Genomic DNA, 15,502 nt, shown 5'->3' on the forward strand with positions numbered 1-15,502 from the left:
CTTCAAAAACCCCATCCTTGGATGGGGTTTTTTTTGCACCTAAACATCTTTGCAGAACAAAGCCCGGCTGGGATTCAGCCGGGCTTTGGACAATCATTTCACTAATGTGTATTTCTTCTTGCCGCGACGAACGAGGATGAACTCCCCTTCAATCTTGGCAGCTTCCGTCACTACATATTGCAGATCGGTCACTTTCTCCCCATTTATGGAGATTGCCCCGTTCTGAATATCTTCACGGGCTTGACGCTTTGATGGCGAAATTTTCGCTTCAACGATTAAATCGACCAAACCGATATCTTCCTTGCTTTCACGTTCGAAGCTAGGGACATCTTTAAAGCCCAATTTGATTTCCGCTGCACTTAAATTCTTCACCTCACCGCTGAATAAGGCGGCAGAGATTTTGATTGCTTGGTCAAGAGCTTCCTGACCATGAATCAAACGGGTCATTTCTTCCCCTAAAGCTTTTTGCGCTTTACGCAAATGCGGTTCGTTTTGTACGGATTGCTCTAACTCTTCAATCACCTCACGAGACAGGAATGTGAAGAATTTCAGGTATTTCACGACGTCTGCATCTGCCGTATTGATCCAGAATTGGTAAAATTCATACGGAGTCGTTTTTTCCGGGTCAAGCCAAATCGCTCCGCCTTCCGTTTTACCGAATTTCGTTCCATCCGCTTTCGTTACGAGCGGGATCGTCATACCGAATGCTTTGGCATTCTCATCATTGGATTTCCTGATCATTTCAAGGCCGGTCGTAATGTTGCCCCATTGATCACTGCCGCCTATTTGCAATTTACAGTCGTAATTGCTGTATAAATGACCGAAATCAATTCCCTGTAAAATCGTGTACGCAAATTCAGTGAAGGAAATTCCCGTATCCAAGCGGGAAGCAACCGTATCTTTTGCCAGCATGTAGTTAATGCCGATGTATTTCCCGTAATCACGCAGGAACGTAACCATATCGATTTTGCCTATCCAGTCATAGTTATTGACCATGACCGCACCATTTTCACCGTCGAATTCAAAGATATGGGATAACTGCCCTTTTATGCAGTCTGCATTATAAAGCACTTTTTCCAGCGTTTGCAGCTGACGTTCCTCTTTTTTACCGCTTGGATCACCGATGAGTCCTGTCGCACCGCCTACCAGCACAAGGGGACGATGACCGTGCTGCTGGAAACGGCGCAATGTCAAGAATGGCAATAGATGACCGATGTGCATGCTATCCGCAGTTGGATCGACACCACAGTATAAAGAAATTTTCTCTTTTTCCAAAAGGTTCTTAAAACCTTCTTCATCCGTTTGTTGATAAATAATTCCTCTCCACTCGAGGTCTTTAAGCAATTCCATTAAATATTCCTCCTCCATCTTAGAAAAACCCGCAAAAAGCACACAAAAACGCCCCTTCATAAATATGAAGGGACGAATGAATTCGCGGTACCACCCAACTTGAGGACATAATATGCCCTCCGCTCAAGACGAATAACGGTCGTCAGCCGTTTCCTGCTACTAATCATTTCACAGCAAATGCTCCAGGAAGTAATTCATCATACCATTTGTACCGATTTCCACTAACCACCGGCTCTCTGAAACAGGGATAGTCTGACTACTGGGTCCTATCATCGCGATCATTTAATCATTTTATTGTTGTTAATAAACTTTTATCATACATAAGAATCCTTGTCAACATCACCCTTACAGATTATAGAAAAATAAGAAAGATGCCCTTTCCCCTACCTGTTATATGCTATAATATATGTGATTTCAGGGGGTATGATACGATGAATAATAATCAAAAAGATAGATTTCAAACAGTCTGGAAGCAGCTGACCCGTTTTTTCCAAAGTGAAAAAACACATAAGAACGCGCGGGTTACATACCAAGTCATTTGGAATTTAACACTGATCCTCATTATTGTCGGGATCCTAGGATTCTCATTCGCCGGCGGCGTCGGAGCCGGCTATTTCGCTGCCCTCGTCAATGATGAGCCAGTACGCTCAAAAGAAGATTTGAAAAAAGACATTTACAATTATGAAGAGACCTCTGAAGTATACTTTGCAGATGAAGTATACTTGGGCAAGCTTAAGAGTGACCTTGAGCGTGAGGAAGTGTCCATCGATAAAGTTTCCGAGCATCTTAAAAATGCAGTCATCGCTACAGAAGATGAGTATTTTTATGAGCATGACGGGGTTGTCCCGAAAGCCATCCTGCGTGCGATTTACCAGGAATTTTCGAATGCAACCGTCCAATCGGGAGGAAGTACATTAACACAGCAGCTCATTAAAAACCAAGTCCTGACCAACGAAGTATCGTTTGAACGGAAAGCAAAAGAAATTCTTCTTGCACTCCGGGTCGAAAAGTTCTTTGAAAAAGAAGAAATTTTGGAAACGTACTTAAACGTCTCCACTTTGGGACGAAACTCTTCAGGCCGTAACATCGCCGGGGTCGAGTCCGCCGCTGAAGGTATTTTTGGCGTGGAGGCCAAAGATCTGACACTGCCCCAATCAGCCTTTATCGCTGGATTGCCGCAAAGCCCTTTCGGATATACACCATATACCCAGAAAGGAAAATTGAAGGAAAATCAAGAGCCCGGCATCAACCGGATGAAAACCGTTTTAAAGCGGATGTATAGTAACGGGTACATAACAAAAGCAGAATATGATAAAGCAAACGCATACGACATTACAAAAGACTTTATCGGTAAAACGGAGATGCCATCCGAGAAATATCCATGGCTCACCTATGAAATCGAAAAACGCTCCATCGAAATCCTCTCTGTCAGTCTGGCAAAAGAAGATGGATATGAAGAGAAAGATTTAAAGAATGATGATTTAAAAGCTCAATATCTAGCACTTGCCGACCGTAAGCTGCGGCAAAATGGCTATAAGGTTTATACGACCGTCAACAAAAAGATTTATGACAAGATGCAGGAAGTAACGAAAAACTATCCGAATTTCGGGTACGATAAACTGGCGCAAGTCCCCGACCCGGATACGAAGGAAATGAAGACAGTAAGCCAGCCCGTAGAGGCCGGAGCGATTCTTATCGAGAATAAAACAGGGAAAATCATCAGTTTCGTAGGCGGCCGCGATTTCAAGCGGGAACAGACGAACCACGCCACCGCATCATTGCGCTCGAACGGATCAACGATGAAGCCGCTGGTGATATATGGTCCAGGCATCGAGCTAGGCAAGATCTCGCCTGGCAGCGTATCGGCCAACGTGCCGATCTCCATTCCAACAGGCGGCAAACCGTGGAGTCCAGGAAACTATGGCGGCGGCAGCTATACGGGAGTATCGACTGCCCGCGAGGCCCTGAAGAATTCCTATAACATCCCGGCAGCGCTCTTTTACAAGAAAATATTCAACCTGAGCCCCGCTTCGTATTTGGAAAAAATGGGCTTCTCCACCGTGACGAAAGGGGATTACTCCAATCTTGCCGTGTCATTAGGTGCGATGGAAAAAGGTGTAACCGTTGAAGAAAACGTCAATGCATATGGCACTTTTGCCAATTCAGGAGAATTCATCGATGCTTATATGATCGATAAAATCGTTTCGAAAGATGGTAAAGTCATCTATCAGCATAAAGTGAAACCAGTGGATGTTTTCTCTCCGCAAGCCGCTTACCTGACGCTTGATATGATGCGTGATGTCGTAAACAGCGGGACGGCGGCCTCGGTCAGGAACCGCCTTGCTTTCTCAAGTGATTGGGCAGGTAAAACCGGTACTTCACAAAACTATTGGGATGCCTGGTTTGTAGCCAGCAACCCGAATGTATCGTTCGGGACATGGCTCGGTTATGACAAGCCGAAATCCTTGCAAGGGACTTATAATGGTCTTGAATATAATAAACGTAATATGTATTATTGGGCAGATTTGATCAATGCCGCATATAAAGTCGACCCTAAACTCATCGACCCCGATAAGCGATTTGAAAGGCCGGGCGGAATTGTCAGCCGTTCCTTCTGTGGCGTTTCAGGACTGCTGCCTTCAAGCTCATGCCAAAAGGCCGGGCTTGTCAAATCGGATTTATTCATCGCGAAATATGCTCCATCCAGGGCGGATGATAGTTTCATAGATGGTCAATATGTATCAGTCGGCAGCAAACGCTACGCAGCCCTTCCGCAAACGCCTGGCGAATTCACAAGCGGCGGGTTCATGTTGAATCCCGATTCCTTTGCAGATATCGGATTGAAATATGTCGTTGACCCGGGATCTGTGATTCCCGGAGCCGAAAAATCAGGAAATGTCGTCGGGGCGACAGCGAAATTGAATGATAATGGCAAAGCACCAGATCCCCTATCCATAACGATCAGCAACGATAAGATTACATGGGGCTTGCATCATGAAGGAGATGTCGTCGGTTATCGTGTCTATAAAGACGGCAAAAAAGTGGCGAGCATCAATGCTGGGGAGAATCTTGTTTACAAAGTCGGCTCTGGCGGATCTTATTACGTAACGGCCGTCGACATTGTCGGTAAAGAATCAGCCCCTTCCCAACATGTTGAAAGCGGCGCTAAAAAGACAAGTTCCAAAGAAGACTCCACGAAAAATAAAGATGATCGCGGAAAAGATAAAATAGTTAACGAAGTTAAAAAGACAGACTCAAAAGAAGAGAACGGTCCAGATAAAAATACAGATAAACAACCGGAAAAAGATATACAACCAGAAAAAGAAACGGAAACGGATAAAGAAAAAGAGCCAGTTCAAGACACAAACAAAGAGAATACAGATAAAGAAATTCAAGAGACTGACAAAGATCAAGGTACAGTCAAGGATCAAGAGCAAGAAACGGATAAAGCGGAAGAAGAGGAAGAATGACACACTTGAACTAAAACAGGCTGTCGGGTAACCCCCGACAGCCTGTTTCCTTATAATCTCCCAAAAAGGCATCCATGAAAGTGACAATGGATGCCTTTTTCATTTTCAATAATCCGTATGACTCAGTTTCTCAATCCTCCATCGATGATAAATCACCGGTTGGCAAATCAAGTTCCCAAGCTTTCAAGACACGGCGCATGATTTTACCGCTTCGTGTTTTAGGAAGTTTATCCCTGAATTCAATTTCACGAGGTGCTGCATGTGCTGCTAGACCATGTTTTACAAATGTACGAATATCCTCAATCAACTCATCGTTCGCATCGTATCCGTCACGAAGGGCGATAAACGCTTTGATAATTTCCCCCCGAACCGGATCCGGCTTACCGATGACCCCCGCTTCAGCTACAGCTGGATGCTCGACCAACTTGCTTTCCACTTCGAAAGGTCCGACCCTCTCCCCTGCCGTCATGATGACATCATCAACACGGCCTTGGAACCAGAAATATCCATCTTCATCCATATATGCGGAATCTCCGGAAACATACCAATCACCTGGCATAAAGTAAGATTCATATTTCGCTTCATTCTTCCAGACGGTCTTCATCATCGAAGGCCAGCCTTTCTTGATGGCAAGGTTCCCCATTCTATGCGGCGGAAGCTCGTTGCCTTGATCATCCACTATTGCCGCTTTCACGCCAGGAATCGGTTTACCCATCGAACCCGGTTTGATTTCCAGGCAAGGATAATTGCAGATGACCTGAGCCCCGGTCTCCGTCATCCACCATGTATCATGGATCCGGTGATTGAATACCTTCATTCCCCAACGCACCACTTCCGGGTTCAACGGTTCACCGACACTTAAAATATGGCGGAGAGTGCTTAAATCGAACCGCTTAACGATCTCGTCACCCGCGCCCATCAGCATCCTGAAGGCAGTCGGTGCACTATACCATACCGTGACACCAAAGTCCTCCAAGGTCTTGTACCAGGATTCAGGCTTGAAACGCCCGCCCACAATGACATTCGAGGTCCCTGTCAGCCAAGGTCCAAAAATCCCGTAAGACGTCCCTGTCACCCAACCAGGGTCCGCTGTGCACCAGTACACATCCTCTTCCTGCAAATCAAGGACCCATCTTGCCGTTTGATAATGCTGGATCATCGCATTATGAACATGAAGCACCCCTTTTGGTTTTCCTGTCGAACCGGAGGTATAGTGAAGAATCAAACCGTCATTCCGATCGACCCATTCAATGTCGAATTTTTTGTCGGCTTCTTTTAATTTCTTATTGAAGTGATGGTACTTTCCTTCTTCTTTTATATTTTCCCCCACCAAGAAAATATGCTTTAAATGGGGCAATTCATCCACTGGCACGCGCGGCAAAAGTTCAGGTGTCGTCACAATCACACTTGCCTCACTATCTTCAAGACGATCCCTTATGGCACCTTCCATGAAGGCTTCGAACAACGGCCCCACGACCGCTCCCGTTTTAATCGCACCCAACAATGCAAAATACAGCTCCGGGGAGCGAGGCATGAAAATGAAAACACGATCACCTTTTTCCACATTGGCAATGTTCTTGAATACATTGGCCGCTTGGTTCGTATAATCTTTCATTTCCTTGAATGTATACTTTTCATTTCTTTTATCGTCTTTGTAATAAAGGGCCACTTTATTCTTTTTGTATGTTTCGACATGGCGGTCAATGGCTTCATACGCAAGATTCACTTTACCGGTTTCAGACCAGGAGAATTCCTTTTCCGGCTCAGACCAGTCAAACTTATTGTATTTTTCATCATAATTCTTTAAATTAAAATTACCTTCCACTACTGGTAACGCTTTCACATTCATACGACAAACTCCCCCTTCATTCGGCTCTATATTTTTATTATAGTATAAGAATCGAATTATCTCAATTTTTAAAATATTAATCACTTCCATATTAGGGAAATCCCTTCTTGGTGAATGTTGAAAGATACTGGTATATGGTCATGGTCAAGGTGGATCCATATGATAGCCGGGGAAGAAGGAGCACTGTAACAAAAGCGCCTTGAACTTTCTGAATTATGCCCCTTGTTTTCATGTATAATTTATGTAAGCTTTCCATTCGGTTTAAAAGCGATGCTTCGGAATGCGAGAGTGTAAGATCACTATATAACAAGGGTGGTGAAAGAATGGAATATAGTAAGACCTTCTACACTAAGGAACTGCAGACATTAAGCGGAACGCTCATCATCGAGGGGCCGTTAAGCGGCGAGAAAATGTCCGCTTATGAGTTTCACGAAGACTTGGTCGCCTTTCGCCCCCCTGCTTTGCAGCATAAAGCGTTAATAGAGATAGCAGACTTGCCTGAGGGCAGGATCTTCATCGCCCGTGAAAATGAAACAATCGTGGGTTATGTAACTTACTTATATCCCGATCCCTTGGAGCGCTGGTCGGAAATCAAGATGGAGGACCTGATTGAGCTTGGTGCAATCGAGGTCATCCCTAAATACCGGGGTGCCTCCGTCGGGAAGAACCTGATCCGCCTTTCAATGGAAGACGATTCGGTTGAAGACTTCATCATCATCACCACTGAATACTATTGGCATTGGGATTTGAAAGGGACAGGGCTGAATATTTGGGACTATCGCAAGGTCATGGAAAAAATGATGAGCGTTGGTGGCTTGGTCTACTTTGCAACAGATGATCCTGAAATCAGTTCCCACCCGGCCAACTGCCTGATGGCCCGAATTGGCAAAAGAGTCCCGCCGGAATCCATCCAGAAGTTCGACCAATTGCGTTTTATGAATCGGTTTATGTATTAAAGAGGAGAGGAAGAGGAGGAAGGAAAATGATTGTTGAAACAATAATGAATGAGGATATCATCACCCTCACTCCAACGGATACCATCCATAGCGCTGTCTTGATCATTAGGGAGAAACGAATTCGCCATATACCCATTGTCGATGACAGCTTTCAACTTGTGGGATTAGTCAGCGACCGTGATATTCGGGATGCTGCCCCTTCTATTTTCCGTACCGAAGAATACAAAAATGATTTACAAAAACCATTATCAAAAATCATGAAAACGGAAATAATCACAGGGCACCCGCTTGATTTCGTGGAAGAAATCGGGGCTGTTTTTTGTGAAAACAATATCAGCTGCCTTCCAATCGTAAAGGGCAGGAAGTTAGTGGGCATCATAACCGGTTCTGATTTACTTCATTCATACGTTGAGTTGACAGGAGTCAATCAGCCCGGTTCCCAAATCGAAATCAGAATCCCGGATAAGGCAGGTTCCCTTCATGATATTGCCCATATTTTCAAAAAGCGCAATACGAATATCCTGAGCACCCTTGTTTATCCTGAAAAAAATGGAACCGATTATAAAATTCTTGTAATTCGTGTACAGACGATGAATCCATTTATGGTGGTGGAGGATTTGAAGAAAGAAGGCTATACCGTTTTATGGCCTAGTCTACCGGGGATTTCACATGAATGATACATCCCTTTTCGTCTATTCGGATGAACTCCTTACCTACAAATTCAACGATGAGCATCCATTCAATCAAAAACGGCTTAAACTCACGCTTGATTTATTAAAAAAACACCATGCCATCAATGATGATCAAATTATCAAGCCCAGAATGGCTACCGATGCAGAATTGGAACTGATCCATGATCACCATTATGTAAACGCTGTCAGATTAGCGGGCCAGGGAAAGCTTCCCCCTGATAAGGCAGTAAATTATGGACTGGGAACAGAGGATACCCCTATCTTCCCCAAAATGCACGAAGCAAGCGCCTTGCTTGTAGGCGGTACCTTGACCGCTGTGGATGCCGTCATGACCGGTCAGTCCCTGCACGCACTTAATCTTGGCGGTGGCCTGCATCACGGTTTCCGCGGGAAAGCCTCGGGCTTTTGCATTTACAATGATAGTTCGGTCGCGATTAAATACCTGCAAAAGAAATATGGGGCGCGTGTCTTGTATGTCGATACCGATGCACATCATGGTGACGGAGTCCAATGGTCATTTTATGATGATCCCGATGTATGCACCCTATCCATTCATGAAACGGGGCGCTACTTATTTCCCGGCACCGGCACGATTAACGAGCGGGGCCAGGGAAAAGGCTACGGCTATTCATTCAACATCCCGGTCGATGCGTTCACTGAAGATGAATCCTGGCTCGAATGCTATAGGGCTTCCTTTAAAGAGGTCATTGAATACTTCAAACCGGATGTCATATTAACGCAAAACGGAGCCGATTCCCATTATTACGATCCGCTCACACATTTATCTGCGACCATGAAGATTTTTAGGGAAATACCAAAGTTGGCCCATGAAATGGCCCATAAGTATTGCGAAGGACGCTGGATTGCAGTAGGCGGCGGCGGATATGATATATGGCGCGTCGTCCCGAGGGCTTGGGCGAGGGTCTGGCTTGAGATGACGAATAATGATATTTCAGGTCCCCTATCAAAGGAATGGCTCGATAGCTGGCAGCATGAGTCCCCTGTTCCCCTACCGACTGAATGGGATGACATGGAAGATATATACGAACCCATTCCGAGAAAGCCTGAAATTACCGAGAAGAATGCCCTGACGCTTGAAAAGGCCCTTTATCCCATCAGGTCTTCCAAGCAAACATCGAAAAGCAATGAACAAAGTTAACCAAAAGATCGTTGAAAAACGATCTTTTTTTGTTCGGTCAAGAGTAACAAAAAGAGAGTGCCCTCGGGACACTCTCCAAACCAGTTCATTTCGTTGATTGACGGTTTTCAATCCGATGCGGCAGGATCACTTTTTCAAGACCTTCCTCCACTTGTTCTTTATTCATCAACTTTGTAAGAAGCCTCATCGCAACCGCACCAATATCATATAAAGGTTGAACGATCGTCGTGATTTGCGGACGCACCATCAATGTCAATCTCGTATTATCGAAGCTGATCACTTCAAAGTCTTCCGGCACATTATACCCCTTGTCCTGTGCGGCATGGACAATACCAAGCGCCATTTCATCAGCACCGGCGATGAATGCCGTCGGCCTGTCTTCAACTTCCAGGTACTTTTCAAAAGATTCAATTCCTGAATCATATGTATAATCACCTTCAACAATATACCTTTCATCAAATGAAAGACCAGCTTCTTTCAATCCCCGTTTATATCCAGTCAATTTCATTTCATTAATCAGCGCGGAAGGGTTTCCGCTTACAAAAGCGATATGCTTGTGGCCTTTATTAGCAAAGAAGGTCACTGCGTCGAATGCCGCCGCCTCATAATCAATATTAACAGATGGAACTTGCCCGCTTTCATCCACCGAACCTGCCAGAACGATCGGAACCGGTGAATTAGTAAACTCTTTGACATGCTCATCAGAAATGTTGCCGCCCATGAATACGATACCATCCACTTGTTTTCCAAGCATCGTATTCAGCAAATGGAATTCCTTATCTATATTCTCATCAGAACTGCTTAGAATGATATTGTATTTATACATGGTGGCTATATCTTCTATGCCCCGTGCCAATTCGGCAAAAAAGATGCTCGAGATATCCGGGATGATGACCCCGACTGTAGTCGTTTTCTTTGAGGCAAGTCCCCTTGCCACTGCATTCGGACGGTACCCTAACTTTTCAATCACATCGGAAACTTTCTTCCTTGTTGCAGGCTTTACATTTGGATTCCCGTTAACTACGCGGGAAACGGTGGCCATGGAAACATTCGCCTCACGCGCCACATCATAAATGGTTATATTATTCATTCATCCATTCCTCCATTTCTTTCATTTTCCCCATAAAAGACCCGAATTATTTCGGAAAAAAATCTTTTATGCGTTTTTCTCTATAAGGAAGATTATTTTAGGAACGATCTGCCTAACAAAAAGCAGTCCTACTCTCTTCTCAGTCAAATATTCAATACCCTATTCAAGTATAAAATTCACATAGATATCACTTTATGTATGACTCAATCTTCCGAACAGTTCTCATTCTTGTTATTTATCATACGATAGTCGAATCTTTCCTGCAATCCAATAGTGCTTATTTCGAAGGTTTTTCTGCAAAAACTAGTATTTTACCATTAAAAAAAGCCCTTGCCAAGTTGGTAAGGGCCGTAAGTAGATCAATTAAAGACATTCTTAGCTTAAACAGTTACCCAGTTCAAACGTTTAATTTCATCGTAGAATTCATCAAATTGTTTGAAGTCCATTTGCTGAGCAGAATCCGATAGGGCAACGGAAGGATCCGGATGCACTTCAGCCATAACACCGTCAGCACCGATTGCAAGAGCCGCTTTAGCCGTAGGAAGCAATAGATCGCGACGTCCAGTTGAATGCGTTACATCAACCATGACCGGTAAATGTGTTTCTTGTTTTAAGATCGGTACAGCAGAGATATCAAGTGTATTTCTTGTTGCTTTTTCGTAAGTGCGGATACCGCGTTCACAAAGGATGATGTTGCCATTGCCCTGCGACATGATGTATTCCGCTGCATGAATGAACTCTTCAATCGTTGCAGCCAGTCCGCGTTTTAACAGAACAGGTTTATTTACTGCACCTGCCGCTTTTAGCAAGTCGAAGTTTTGCATGTTGCGAGCCCCGATTTGGATGACATCGATATGATCGATCGCCGCTTCAATATCATTGGCACTCACGATTTCACTGATGACAGCCAAGCCGTATTCATCAGCAACGCGTTTAAGTATTTGTAAACCTTCCAAACCAAGCCCTTGGAAGTCATATGGAGATGTACGTGGCTTAAAGGCACCGCCGCGCATCAATTTCAAACCTTTAGCTTTAATGACTTCCGCCACCGCAGCTGTCTGTTCATAAGATTCAACGGCACATGGTCCGAAAACGAAGCTAGGGATCCCGTTACCTATCAATTCACCCTTGATGTCGATGATCGTGTCTTCAGCTTTTTGTTTTCTTGATACAAGAAGCGTTTTCTTCTGATCATCTTTTTGCAGCTCCAAGCCCAATTTAAAGATTTCTTTGAAAATATGTTTAATCGAACCAAGATCAAGCGGTCCTTGATTATTGGCTTCGATAAGATCCAGCATTGTTCTTTCACGGACCGGATCGTAACGGTTTACACCTTGTTTTTCTTTAACGCGACCAATTTCCTGTACAAGTTCAGCACGTTGATTAATAAGATGTAATAACTGAAGGTTCACATCATCCAGTTGATTACGAAGTCCATCAAGCTCTTTGTTGCTCATTACAAATCCATCCCTTCGTTTTTTAAAATAGAAATCGGTTCAGCGGACTCAAAATAAAAAAATCCCATCCGGATCCTCGAACATCCACCCCGATTGTTTTATCAATGAAAAATTTAGAATATTTCATGTATGATTAAATCAATTATAAATGAAGTGTCCATAAATGTCACTATATTTTTCTTTAATAATTAAACGCTTTTAAGCATTAAAGTTATAAATGCATAAAACTAGGTGCCGCTCATGCCAGAAAAACGATTACACAGAATATTGAAACACATCCGTTGTAGGAATTATATTGGAAATAGAACAGGAAAGCTATCATTTAATTGATCATTTTTCACAAGAGCATAGAAAAGTTTAAATTTTCTGCCACTTGCTGGGAGCCATCCAGAATTGAGCAGAGAAGCTTTGCCTAGCGAAATGAACAGGAAGGGCCACTCTAGAAAAGGTTTCCCCAGGATTAACATCCTTAGGCCCTCCAATCAATGGAATAATAAAAGGCCGGACCCCTTACCAAAGGGATCCGGCCTTCACATTCATTCTGTAATGGCCTTGCTCAATGAATCATATGTAATCCGCCAATGAGATTCATTCCAGACAGGTTTTCCACTTTTAAAAAGGATGGCCTGAGGTGATTGATGTTTGACATCAAAAGTATCTGCCACATAATTGGATAGTGGACGAGCTTCCTGGACGGCCAAATAGGCCGTTTTAAGTTGTTCGTTCCCTAAGATGTACCTCTCATATTGTTCAAATGCTTCAGCACTTACAGGGCATGTTACGCTATGCTTAAAAAGCAGGAATGTATCCTCTTTTAGAAGCTCATTGAATTGTTCTTCTGTTTCGATTTGGCTCATGACCATATAGCAGTCTCCTTTCCTTGTCATATAAATTTTACCATCAAAAAGGCGATGAAGCCATCGAAGCACTTCACCGCCTTATTCTTCGTCCCTTAATGACTCTTCATTCCCATTAAAGGAAGACAGGGAGTTTAATTCTTTAGTTTACTCTCCGTTTCATCAAATGCCTTTTTCGCTTCATCAAGTTTTAATTTTGCCGCATTCTTGTTTCCGCTTGTAGGATCTGCAGGATTATTTTCCGAATCATTGCTGTTAGCAAAGTTCGTTTCGACGGATACGATAGGAGCATCGGTAGTTCCGGTTACATCAATATCCTTATTGCTTGAATTCGTTGTATCATCAGCAGCGTCGCCGTTTTCTTTTCCTGTTTTCAGGCTCTTCACTTTGTTGACGATATTCGAAGATTTATTTGAAACGATTTCCGTGACGGAGTTTGTTTTTTCTTTTGCAGTATCAGCAAGGACTGTACCTTTTTCCATCGCCGTTTGTCTTAATCTTTCTGTTTTCTCGGAAATGTTTCTAGCTTGTTCATTGAAGTCATTCCTTAATTCCTTGCCTGTTTTCGGAGCCATGAACAAAGCTGTAGCCGCTCCGATCATCCCGCCGATCAAGGCGCCAATCATAAAGTCCTTAGAATTGATCGAGTCGCGTTCGTCCTCATATGATTTCTGATAGTCCTTTGTCGGAAATTCTTTTTGAGTCATAATACATTCCCCTTTCAATTTTCAGTTCATTTTTATTTAACTAGATTTTATGATCTAGAACGTAAAAACCTTTTTTTAGGTAAGTTATCTGTTTCCAGCGCTTCCCTTTCTAACTCTGCCCTTTCAGTCGGGGTCGGGGCTGCCTGTTTGCTCCTGGACTTCCATTTGTCCCTGATCTCCATGGCTACATTGCTCCATTGTACAATTTGTGAGATTCTTTCTTGATTATTATCAATCTCAGCCTGCACTTTATGGGAAACCTTTTGGATGGAAGAATTAAAGCTGGAGATGGATGTACCTACATCCTTCACCGCATCCACCACCGTGTTCAGGTTTTCTGACTTTTGCTGCAAATCTTCGGCCAACGTATTCGTTTTATGTAATAACTGAGTAGTTTCGAGCGTTATGCCCTGCATTTGGCTCTCTAGTCCTGTCAGCGTCCGGGCCACACTGTCCAGGGTAGTTTGAAGTGATGTCAGTACCTTCGTTAGAAAAATAACGAGTACCAAAAAAGCTATCGCTGCAACAGCAGCACTTACGTATAAAATAATCTCCATTGGAACACCTCCGAAAAAAATCGACTTATTTAATAGCTGTTAGATATTAATTACCCCTTCCCTATTATTATAAACGTATTTATTTTTTCAATATACCCTATCAAACCCTAATCTGGAAATATTGTTGTCTGCATCCAGTTCCTCCTTGAAATTCATGGGTGACACTTATGGCAGGAAATCGGGTATGATAGAAAAGATAAGTCGAATTTAAACAATGGAGGTATTTTTTATGAAAGATCCCAGAATTGGTACATTGGCCAAAAACTTAATCAATTATTCCGTGAAGCTTCAAAAAGGTGAAAAAATCTTGATCGAAAACTTTGGATTGCAGCGTGAACTTGTTAACGCACTTGTGAATGAAGCCTATGCAGCAGGTGGTTACCCATTCGTCCTATTAAAGGACCACCAAGTGGATCGGGCCTTGCTGATGGGTGCCAAAGAAGAACAGTACAAGATGATGGGTGAGTTTGAAGCAAACGTAATGAAGCAGATGGATGCTTATATCGGGCTTCGTGCCGGGGATAATATCAATGAACAATCCGATGTCCCTTCCGAGAAGATGGCGATTCATGGACAGACAGTCGGTAAAGTACATAGAAATATCCGCGTACCAAAAACAAAATGGGTCGTACTTCGCTACCCGACAAATTCCATGGCCCAATTAGCCAAAATGAGCACAGAAGCATTCGAAGACTTTTATTTCGAAGTCTGCAACCTCGACTATGGCAAAATGAGCGCTGCAATGGACAACCTTGTCGACTTGATGGATAAAACGGATAAGGTCCGCTTAACTGGGCCCGGTACGGATCTAACCTTCTCCATCAAAGACATTAAAGCCATCAAATGTGCGGGTGAGCTGAACATTCCTGACGGTGAAGTATATACGGCTCCAGTTAAAGATTCCATCAATGGAGTGATTTCGTATAATACTCCTTCCCCATATCAGGGTTTTACTTTTGAAAACGTGAAGTTGACATTCAAGGATGGAAAAATCGTTGAAGCGGTTGCGAATGATACGGCACGCATCAACAAAATTTTTGATACTGATGAAGGCGCACGATATGTCGGTGAATTTGCAATTGGTGTAAATCCTTATATTCTACACCCGATGCAAGATATCCTCTTTGATGAAAAAATTGATGGAAGTTTTCATTTCACTCCAGGACAATGCTATGATGATGCCTTTAACGGAAACCATTCAGACATTCACTGGGACCTGGTCAATATCCAGCGGCCTGAATATGGCGGCGGGGAAATCCACTTTGATGACGTCTTGATACGTAAGGACGGACGCTTCGTTTTACCGGAACTGGAAAATTTAAATCCGGAAAATTTAAAATAACCCAATAAAAAAACGA

Annotated in this window: 12 protein-coding genes and 1 other annotated feature; of the genes, 5 read left to right on the forward strand and 7 right to left on the reverse strand. The window is 43.4% G+C overall.

Annotated features, from left to right (window positions below):
• Positions 1-93: 93 nt before the first annotated feature.
• A complete protein-coding gene (gene tyrS / locus MHB45_RS16890; RefSeq protein WP_034309231.1) occupies positions 94-1,350 on the reverse strand; it encodes a tyrosine--tRNA ligase in 1,257 nt (418 codons plus the stop codon).
• A gap of 65 nt (positions 1,351-1,415) precedes the next feature.
• Positions 1,416-1,632 (reverse strand) — a binding site (T-box leader).
• A gap of 149 nt (positions 1,633-1,781) precedes the next feature.
• Between tyrS and MHB45_RS16895 the strand changes: the two genes are divergently transcribed.
• On the forward strand, positions 1,782-4,820 hold the full coding sequence (locus tag MHB45_RS16895; protein ID WP_161922274.1) for a transglycosylase domain-containing protein: 3,039 nt from the start codon (positions 1,782-1,784) through the stop codon (positions 4,818-4,820).
• Between the two features lie 130 nt (positions 4,821-4,950).
• On the opposite strand, the gene acsA is transcribed toward MHB45_RS16895, so the two are convergent.
• The gene (gene acsA, locus MHB45_RS16900; protein ID WP_323066013.1) at positions 4,951-6,669 is read right to left on the reverse strand and encodes an acetate--CoA ligase; all 1,719 of its coding nucleotides are present in this window, start codon (positions 6,667-6,669) and stop codon (positions 4,951-4,953) included.
• A 323-nt stretch (positions 6,670-6,992) separates the two neighbouring features.
• Between acsA and MHB45_RS16905 the strand changes: the two genes are divergently transcribed.
• The 3 genes from MHB45_RS16905 to MHB45_RS16915 are packed head-to-tail and all read left to right on the forward strand — an operon-like array spanning position 6,993 to position 9,476.
• Complete coding sequence (locus MHB45_RS16905) at positions 6,993-7,625, forward strand: GNAT family N-acetyltransferase (RefSeq protein ID WP_048682275.1); 633 nt, start codon at positions 6,993-6,995, stop codon at positions 7,623-7,625.
• A 26-nt stretch (positions 7,626-7,651) separates the two neighbouring features.
• Positions 7,652-8,302: a CBS domain-containing protein gene (locus tag MHB45_RS16910; protein ID WP_161922273.1), complete on the forward strand. Its 651-nt coding sequence runs from the start codon at positions 7,652-7,654 to the stop codon at positions 8,300-8,302.
• Entirely contained in the window at positions 8,295-9,476 is a 1,182-nt protein-coding gene (locus MHB45_RS16915; protein ID WP_048682269.1) for an acetoin utilization protein AcuC, read from the forward strand. The genes MHB45_RS16910 and MHB45_RS16915 overlap by 8 nt, the downstream gene beginning before the upstream one ends.
• A gap of 85 nt (positions 9,477-9,561) precedes the next feature.
• Here the strand turns inward: MHB45_RS16915 and ccpA are convergent, their stop codons facing one another.
• From ccpA to MHB45_RS16940, 5 genes are all read right to left on the reverse strand, one after another.
• Complete coding sequence (gene ccpA, locus MHB45_RS16920; protein ID WP_048682265.1) at positions 9,562-10,566, reverse strand: catabolite control protein A; 1,005 nt, start codon at positions 10,564-10,566, stop codon at positions 9,562-9,564.
• A 380-nt stretch (positions 10,567-10,946) separates the two neighbouring features.
• Positions 10,947-12,023, reverse strand: a complete 1,077-nt coding sequence (locus MHB45_RS16925; RefSeq protein ID WP_063232679.1) for a bifunctional 3-deoxy-7-phosphoheptulonate synthase/chorismate mutase — start codon at positions 12,021-12,023, stop codon at positions 10,947-10,949.
• A 536-nt stretch (positions 12,024-12,559) separates the two neighbouring features.
• Positions 12,560-12,886: a bacillithiol system redox-active protein YtxJ gene (gene ytxJ, locus MHB45_RS16930; RefSeq protein ID WP_161922272.1), complete on the reverse strand. Its 327-nt coding sequence runs from the start codon at positions 12,884-12,886 to the stop codon at positions 12,560-12,562.
• 128 nt (positions 12,887-13,014) lie between these two features.
• Positions 13,015-13,587, reverse strand: a complete 573-nt coding sequence (locus MHB45_RS16935) for a YtxH domain-containing protein (protein ID WP_034309249.1) — start codon at positions 13,585-13,587, stop codon at positions 13,015-13,017.
• A 47-nt stretch (positions 13,588-13,634) separates the two neighbouring features.
• Entirely contained in the window at positions 13,635-14,144 is a 510-nt protein-coding gene (locus MHB45_RS16940; RefSeq protein WP_034309251.1) for a DUF948 domain-containing protein, read from the reverse strand.
• A gap of 229 nt (positions 14,145-14,373) precedes the next feature.
• On the opposite strand from MHB45_RS16940, the gene MHB45_RS16945 reads away from it, so the two are divergent.
• Positions 14,374-15,486 (forward strand): aminopeptidase, encoded by a 1,113-nt coding sequence (locus MHB45_RS16945; protein ID WP_072273387.1) that lies wholly within the window; start codon positions 14,374-14,376, stop codon positions 15,484-15,486.
• The last annotated feature ends 16 nt before the right edge of the window (positions 15,487-15,502 follow it).

The sequence above is a fragment of the Peribacillus sp. FSL K6-5616 genome (assembly GCF_038008245.1).
Taxonomy (GTDB): Bacteria; Bacillota; Bacilli; order Bacillales; family DSM-1321; genus Peribacillus; species Peribacillus frigoritolerans.